Source organism: Pedobacter hiemivivus, from assembly GCF_005144565.1.
Classification (GTDB): domain Bacteria; phylum Bacteroidota; class Bacteroidia; order Sphingobacteriales; family Sphingobacteriaceae; genus Pedobacter; species Pedobacter hiemivivus.
The window spans coordinates 189,967-198,233 of sequence record NZ_SWDX01000002.1 but is presented as its reverse complement, the minus strand read 5'-3'; the positions used below and the strand labels follow the sequence as shown (position 1 = coordinate 198,233).

Here is an 8,267-nt window from a genome sequence, read left to right as displayed (position 1 = left end):
GAAGAATTACCCCCAGGTAAAATCTACTATGGGAATAGTAAATTTAAAACCCATAACTGACGTACAGTGGGATCACAATATTTGTCCCAAAACCACGAAAAGGGAACTCATTCATCAACCAGTTTTTAGTTACAATCCCTTGAATATCTTTAATCATGGGATTCCAATATCGGTCAGGCCCATTGGTAGCTGCAATTACAGAAATATCTGAATTGTCATTCAGTATACCAACCGGATCCGGATCAACATCCGTACCGTAGCGGTTTAACAATCCACCCAGTACTTCCATTTTTGCACCGTCCCTGGCCTTCATCACCGAATAGGTTTTTTCTGTCTTAAATCCAAATATCCAAAGCGTACTGCTTATACCAGCATTGATCTGAAAATGGTCTACTTTCTCATTATTTACAAATCGGACATAAGCTTTCACATACTTAATCGTTCCATCTAAGCGGGCAAAACCATGGGTATTATTGGCAAATACTTTTGTTCCAGAATCCGTCAGAAAGCTGGTGTATACATTCCCTGCAGAGGAAGTACTTTCTAAAAACAACTGACGTTTGGCAGTATGCTTTATGGAACCTGATGCCAGTTCAATGTCTCTTAACAATAGCGTGTCGGCAGATAATGCATTCACATCAAATTTGACCCCTCCCGCCTCAATCCAGACCCCAGCTCCCTGTACCTGTTTTACAGCTGCAGGAATGCTCACCGTACCACTAATCTTATACTTATTTTTAGGAAAGTAAACCACTTTTTTACCTGCATTCATGGCCAGCTGAATGGCTGTCATATCATCAGTTACCCCATCGCCAACTGCTCCGTAATCATCCACATTCGCCCAGTCATTGAAATTGCCTTCCCAGGCGATCAAAGGATAATCCAGCACGGCCAGGTTCATCGATTTCACAACTCCGCTCCTTACTCTCGTTTCGCTAAAAGCTTTAAAAGATCCACTCGAATATTCAGCAGTAGTACCACTTGCAGCAACAGTAGTGTCTAATTTTTTAATCCCGGTACCATAGCCCAACAATTCCACATTCCTGGCAAACAGAAATCCATCATTAATGCGAATTCCAGTATTCAAGGAAGTGCCGTTTTCAAACTTACTGTCTACAATAACGGCATGTGGGAAACGGGTACCTTTCTTCTGTAAAATAAGCCCAGTAATCGCATTTGTGCTGTAGACTTTACGTAAGGAAGTGGAAATGCCCGAAAGCAGGATTCCACTTCCGCTATGGTTGCTCAAACTTACATATTCAATGGCGGGATGTGATTCTGCATCTCCATCCAGATATATCCCATATTTAAAGCCGTCGATCACCAGGTTGCTGTAATAACCATGTGCCGAACCAATTCTGACATGCAGCCCGATTTCTCCAGCACCTACTATTTTCACGTTATCCAGCCGCGCTGTATTAGCCCCGTAAAAATCAAGACCGATAGCACCTGGATTTCCGCTACCTGTATGAATGGTAATGTTCCTGAAATGAAAACCTGCAGGTGCATTGTTAAAAATAGTGCCCTTATCGAATTTAGAAAAAGAAACAACCGGTTTCTTCATTCCGATTCCAAAGCCGGTAGCATTGTCGTTCAGCTTAATAATTACAGAATCCCGATTTTGCCCTACCAATTTTAACCCTGCTGTCCCTTCTCGGGTAGCTGAAGCCTGTGCAGGTACACAATCCGGAACCTGATCACCCGAATAAACTAATGGTTTAGATACCCTATAGGTGCCGTTTGGAAAATAGATGTACCAGCTTTCACGCCAACCGCATGGCTGCCCCGAAGCTCTTAAGCGGTTCATTACCCAATCCATTGCGGCAATAATGGCATCGCTGTCATCTGTAACACCATCACCGGCTGCATTAACGGTATAAACACCGCTTTCTACTAGCTTTTTAACATTGATAAAACGGCCACCATTTTCTTTAAACATTGCTGGCGGATAAACTTCATTGACTCCAATATTTCTGTCCTGGGCCTTTAAAATCATGGTGATCAGCACTAAGCTGAACACCATGATCACGCGATTAAATCTCATCATATCTGATATGTTGTTAAATTAAATTCGACTGTATACTTAATTATAACCAAGGTTCTGATCCAACCTAGGATTTCTATCCCGTTCACGCTGAGGTATTGGCCATAGACATTTTTCAGCAACGATGCCAAGCACGGTAGTGGCTCTACCCGTTCTCACCAAATCATGCCAGCGATGTCCCTCAAATGCCAATTCCAGAAAGCGTTCATTTTCTATGGCCAATTCAAGTGTATAGCCTTTAGTTATATCCGATGCGCTCGGAAAATCACGTACAGAAACGGTATTCAGATCCAATCCAAAAGCCCTTCTCCTGATCGTGTTCAACATACCTGTCGCATCCGCTGGTTTCCCATCCCTCATCAAAGCCTCAGCCTTCATCAGCATCACATCAGCCAGGCGAATCGCGATGATGTTAGCGTCCAGATTGGCGAGTGTTCTTACATATTTGGTTACATAAGGTTGTCCTACAGTCCTAAAAGGTGGATTGGTAGTTAAAGCCAGTGATGCATCTTTTCTGAAATCTCCAGTCTCATAAGCACTGATAATTTTTGCAGTTGGCGCCATAATATACTCGCCACCTATCTGGTTTGCATTGGCAAGCGGCATATAATAACGGTGAAGTCCATGACCTTCAATAGCAGAGCTGATGAACTGAATTTCAAAAATTGACTCCCGGGTATTACGGCCATTTGGCGTAAACATGTTAATGTAATTGGTTCTGCCTATTGTTAGCGCATAATTCGGGTTTTCGATAACCTTAGTTGCCTGAATTACCGCATTTGGATAATCTTTTTTAGTTAAAAATACTTTGGCGAGCAAGGCATTTGCAGCGCCCTTGGTTGCTCTTCCCCTGGTTTGCATCTCGTCACCAAACTTCAATAGCAATTTGGTTTCAGCGATCTGCAGATCACTAATGATCAAGGCATAAACTTCATCCACAGTAGCACGTGGAATTGTAAAGTCAGCATTAAAGGATTCATAGGGCACAGTGATAATCGGCACACCACCATAAGCCCTTAAGAGATTGAAATAAAAGTATGCCCTTAAAAAATAAGCCTCTCCTAAAAGATTATCCCGTTGCAAAGGCGTAAAAGACGCATCATTAATTCCCGGAATACGCTTGATCACATCATTGGTACGGTGAATGCCTGCATAATTATTTTCCCAATAGTCTCTTACTCGAGGATTATCAACCGTAATGTTGTGCTGATCTATTGGCAGGTAATCATCTGTTACCTGTAAAACGCCTAATGCATCTGCACCAACATCGAAAGCAACAGGATCCTGCTTTGCCTGTGACTGCACTTTATCATAAATACCAATTACAGCGGCTTCCGCATCCGCGCCAGTCTTCCAGAAGTTAACATCCACAATACGGTCCTCTGGATTCAGACCATTTACACTACATCCCTGGATGAAGTTTATTGCAGCAAAAAGGAATATATATCTTACTATTTTCATGTTTTTATTATTAAAATCCAAGACTAAAACCAAACATCAGTGTTCGAGGCTGAGGCTGTGAGGCCCAGTCAATTCCCAATTGCGAATTCTTAAACTGTTGATTTTGAACTTCCGGATCATAGCCGGAATAATTAGTTACGGTAAACAGGTTTTGGCCGCTTACATAAAACCGGGCATTGCTGATTCTCATCCGTTTTTGAAAAGCAGCAGGTAGCACATACCCCAGCGTTACATTTTTTAACCTCAAGAATGATCCATCTTCAATAAAACGCTGGGATACCTCAGCATTGGTTAAACCATCTGCACCAGCAGGATCTCCCCAAATTGCTTTGGGTACATCTGTAATTGTATTTTGTGGTGTCCATCTGCGCAATACGTTCTTATTTCCATTGTTTAAACTGCTCATTCTTTCCAGTACATTCCTGGTCTGGTTATAAACATCATTGCCGTAAGACCAATAAAAGAATACACTTAGGTCAAACCCTTTATAACCAAATGTATTCGTAATACCGCCTGTATGAATCGGTAAGGCATTACCTACAATTTGTCTGTCGGCTGTGGTAACTACGCCATCACCTGTAATGTCCTCATAGATAAAATCACCCGTTGCTGGGTCTACCCCCAAATTACGGTAACCAAAGAAAGATCCTACTGATTCACCCACTCTAAAAATACTGGTTGGACTAGTGGTATTGAAACTATTTGGAAGCCCTTCGGAAAAATCGGCACTCCTGGGATCTCCTTCTACTGTTAAAGGAAGATCGGTAATTTTATTACGGTTAAAGGAGATGTTAAAATCAGTAGTCCATGTGAATTTGCCTACCAAATTTCGGCTGTTTAACTGGAATTCTAATCCCTCATTCTTCATCTGGCCTATATTGGCGCCAAATGTGCGGCTAAAACCAGAGGTAAAAGGTAGTTCCAGTTTAAAAATCAGATCGTTAGTTACTTTTCTATAAGCATCTACTACTACATTGATACGGTCTTTGAAGAGCCCAAAATCCAAACCCAAATTGGTCTGAGTAGTAGACTCCCAGCTCAGATCAATATTTGATAAACTACTTGGTGCGATCCCCGCCAATGTGCCATAATTAGCACCTACGTTATAAGTAGCAAGGGATGGGAAGTCATTGCCCAAACCTTCGTTATTACCTGTTACCCCAATACTTGCACGTAATTTAAGGTTACTGATGGTATGTTGTTTTTTCATGAAAGCCTCATTACTCACTTTCCACCCCCCAGACACAGAAGGGAAATAGCCGAATTGCTTATTCAGACCAAACCTGGAAGAACCATCAATCCTCAACGCGCCTTCAAACAAAAAGCGATCTTTATAAGCATATCCAGCGCGACCAAAATAAGAAACTATGGCCCATCTGGAACGATAATCTGAAGCTTCAGTTCTGTTCGTAAAACCAGTTATCGCTTCGATGATATCTGTTGAATTGGTATTGCCTGCAGCGCCAATTCTGCGGGTAGCAGATTCCTGATAACTTTGGCCAAGCAGAGCGGTCAGTTTATGATTTTTATTAAAGGTTTTATTATAGGAAAGTGTATTCTCATTTACCCATAATATAACTGAATAAACACTTAAAGAGCCACTTGCATTACCGCCACTATTTACGAGTCTAGACAGGTAACGGTCATCGGTAATCCCTAAATGATCAAAGCCTATACTTGATTTGAACTGCAGACCTTTGGCAAGGGTATAGTTACCATAAGCATTTCCAACATAACGGTCAGTTTCGGCAATAAACCGAAGTTCATTCCCAACCAATACCGGATTCAGTCTTCCTTTGGAATCCTTGTAATACGTACCATCGGGATTATACACCGGATTATTTGGGTTCTGTACCAGCGCCAGTGTTAGTATAGACTGGTTAGAGAAACCACCATCCCTGCGGTTATTTACCGAGTGACTACCATTTATATTGGCACCGATTTTCAGGTTATCGGTTGCCTTTGCATCAAAGTTTACGCGCCCATTCAGTCTTTTAAATTTCTGTCCAATGATAGTTCCTTTCTGATCAAAATAACTACCTGACACATAATAAGTAGCTTTATCCGTTCCACCTGAGACAGATAAAGCATAATTTGAAACTGGTGCCGAGCGAAAAACTTCGTTCTGCCAATTGGTATTTACCCCTGTGTTGACAATGGCATTATCTACTGGCTGAGCACCGTTTGCCTGACCTTCTTTAATGAGTTTCACATACTCCTCACCATTCAGCAAATCCAATCTTTTGGTCACTTCAGCAGCGCCAGTGTACATGCTAAAATTAAATTTCGCTTTGCCCAAAGCTCCTTTTTTAGTGGTAATCAAGATTACGCCATTACCACCTCGGGAGCCGTATATAGCTGCTGCTGCCGCATCCTTTAAGATCTCGACAGATTCTATATCATTTGGATTGATGTCATTTTGTGCAGATACCCTTTGTCCATCGGTACTCTGAGGTCCGGGACCAGCAGAAAGATTGTTCATAGGCACCCCATCAATTACATACAAGGGTCTGTTCTCACCAAACAAAGACCCACTTCCACGAATTCGCAGATAGGCCTCATCACCGGGTGCACCCGAATTCTGCACTACCTGGACACCCGCAGCCTTACCCTGCATCATAGCGTCCAGGTTAGTAACAGGAATATTCTGTAATTCATTCCCTTTCACAGAAGTAATCGCAGAGATCACATCTCCCCGCTTTTGGGTGCCATAACCGATCACAACAACTTCATTCAGCCCCCTCTGATCTTCTGCGAGTACGATATCAATAATCCAGTTTTTCCCTACGGTTCTATTCTGGCTAACAAATCCAGTATAAGAAAACACCAGTACAGATTTTTCGTCGGCTACCTGGATGGTATAGTTTCCTTTTGAATCGGTAGATACGCCCAGTTTAGTTCCCTGGACTAAGACGCTCACACTTGGCATGGCTATGCCGGTTTTATCTTTCACATTCCCCGTGATTTTTAATCGCGCTGGTTGCTGCTGGGCCTTGACATTAAAGCCCAGCAAAATGAGAAAAAAGAACATAAAGTAAATTTTATTTATCATACAGTTATTTGGTTTAAAATTAATTATGGTTTGCTAAAATACCTTATCCAGGAAACGATACTTATCACAGAACCGAAAACTAAATTAGGTACATATTTAAAAAAACACGCCGGACAAAGACGGGCAAATACACGCGAATCAGTTTTTCCCTTCTTTGCTATTCAATCCCCTGTCAAGCGTAGTAAAACCGTCAGGCCTGGTCGATATCGTAATCGTTTTACGCCCTGCAGCAAGCCCCGTTAGTCTAATATTATCGCTCTTTACAAACTTCCCAAACCATTCATTGAGTTGTTCTGCTGCTTCAAGCCTATCGATGCTTACATTTTTCACATCTTCAAAAAACAGCAACGGACGTTCATCCTTTTTTGCCGACAAAAATTTGATGTTCTTTAGGACCACATTTTTAGCGTGACGTATATAGAATCCACTTCCTGGCAGGCTAAATCCAAACATTCTGTTTTCAGGATAATCCTTTTCATTTTCGGGAATTTCCCTATCCGCATCTTTTTTTGTCCCCCCACCGGGAATATCAAAACTGAAGTTTTCCAATTTGATATGCTCTACATCATAACCGGGCAAACCGCTTATCGAATTGCTCATCAGACTATTGCTTTTCGCTTGAACATTCCCAATAAATACATTCTTTAAACTCCCCGGACTAGGATTTCCATCTTTATCCTTTCCTGGTCTCCTATTGCCAAGTTTTATAAATACAGGGGTTTGTACACCTGTCATTTTGATAGATGAGATATGGATCCCATCCATAAAGCCCCCATCAACAATTTCAAGGGCAATGCCTGCAAGCGTAGAAATACTGGAAGTAACGCCACTAATCTTAGTGCTCCAATTTCTGAACTTATCTTCTGAAGGTAGCTTGATTTCGCAATTCGTTATGCTAATATTTTTAAATCCTCCAAATGAGGCCGTACCCATTTTTATCGCATTGCAATTACTCGAAAGTACACAATTGCTAACCTTGACATTTTCACAGGGAAACCGTGTATCACTTTTAAAGCAAAGCGCATCATCATCGGTATTGATTACACAGTCTGATACAGTTACGTTTTTACTGTCAATATCTATCCCATCATTATTAAAATTACTATGGCTGTATACGTTTATCCCCTTGATCTCTACCTTATCGCAAGCCAGGTAATGTTGCACCCAGAACGCAGAATTTTTTAGGGCAATGTTACTCACTACAATATTATTACAACCAATAAAGAAAAGGATTTTTGGGCGTCTTGGATTATTGTCCACGCGCTCAAATACCGGATCATCTCCATTGCCATCTATCAGTCCTGTTCCAGAAATTGAAATGTCCTTTACATTTTCGGCGAAAACAAGACTGAGGTTTAAACCTTCGAAAACCGGAGAGCTATTTTCGGGATAATCATTTAAATCGGTACTTCCTGATAAAACCGCCCCTTTTTCCAGGTAAAGATTGACCTTACTTTTTAGATATATTGTTCCGGTAATAAACTTTCCCGCCGGCACAACTACCCTACCCCCATTATTTTTTGCACATTCGTCTATAGCTTCCTGGATATTTTTAGTATTTACTTTTTTTCCATCGGGAATGGCGCCATAGGCTAAGATGTTGTAAGCCTTTGGGACTTTGGCTGTCGTCTCCAATTTCCCCGATAGGGAAAAGGGAAGCGCAAAAAGCAGCAAACAGCATGCTTTCCATAATAAACTTTTAATTTTCAT

The 8,267-nt window shown here is 41.5% G+C and carries 4 protein-coding genes; all 4 read right to left on the bottom strand.

Translation table 11 applies throughout. The features are described from left to right. Nucleotides 1–43: 43 nt before the first annotated feature. The gene (locus FBD94_RS04655; protein ID WP_136879302.1) at nucleotides 44–2,047 is read right to left on the bottom strand and encodes a glycosyl hydrolase family 28-related protein; all 2,004 of its coding nucleotides are present in this window, start codon (nucleotides 2,045–2,047) and stop codon (nucleotides 44–46) included. A 36-nt stretch (nucleotides 2,048–2,083) separates the two neighbouring features. Beyond that, nucleotides 2,084–3,505: a RagB/SusD family nutrient uptake outer membrane protein gene (locus FBD94_RS04650; protein ID WP_136879301.1), complete on the bottom strand. Its 1,422-nt coding sequence runs from the start codon at nucleotides 3,503–3,505 to the stop codon at nucleotides 2,084–2,086. A gap of 10 nt (nucleotides 3,506–3,515) precedes the next feature. Continuing rightward, nucleotides 3,516–6,557 carry a SusC/RagA family TonB-linked outer membrane protein gene (locus FBD94_RS04645; protein ID WP_136879300.1) on the bottom strand — a complete coding sequence of 1,014 codons (3,042 nt, stop codon included), beginning with the start codon at nucleotides 6,555–6,557 and terminating at the stop codon, nucleotides 3,516–3,518. A gap of 138 nt (nucleotides 6,558–6,695) precedes the next feature. Then, nucleotides 6,696–8,267, bottom strand: coding sequence for a glycoside hydrolase family 28 protein (locus tag FBD94_RS04640; RefSeq protein ID WP_136879299.1), 1,572 nt, complete (start codon nucleotides 8,265–8,267; stop codon nucleotides 6,696–6,698).

Coding starts and splice junctions, on each gene's coding strand:
- FBD94_RS04645 (WP_136879300.1), bottom strand. CDS start 6,557: ATGATAAATAAAATTTACTTTATGTTCTTTTTTCTCATTTTGCTGGGC.
- FBD94_RS04655 (WP_136879302.1), bottom strand. CDS start 2,047: ATGATGAGATTTAATCGCGTGATCATGGTGTTCAGCTTAGTGCTGATC.
- FBD94_RS04650 (WP_136879301.1), bottom strand. CDS start 3,505: ATGAAAATAGTAAGATATATATTCCTTTTTGCTGCAATAAACTTCATC.
- FBD94_RS04640 (WP_136879299.1), bottom strand. CDS start 8,267: ATGAAAATTAAAAGTTTATTATGGAAAGCATGCTGTTTGCTGCTTTTT.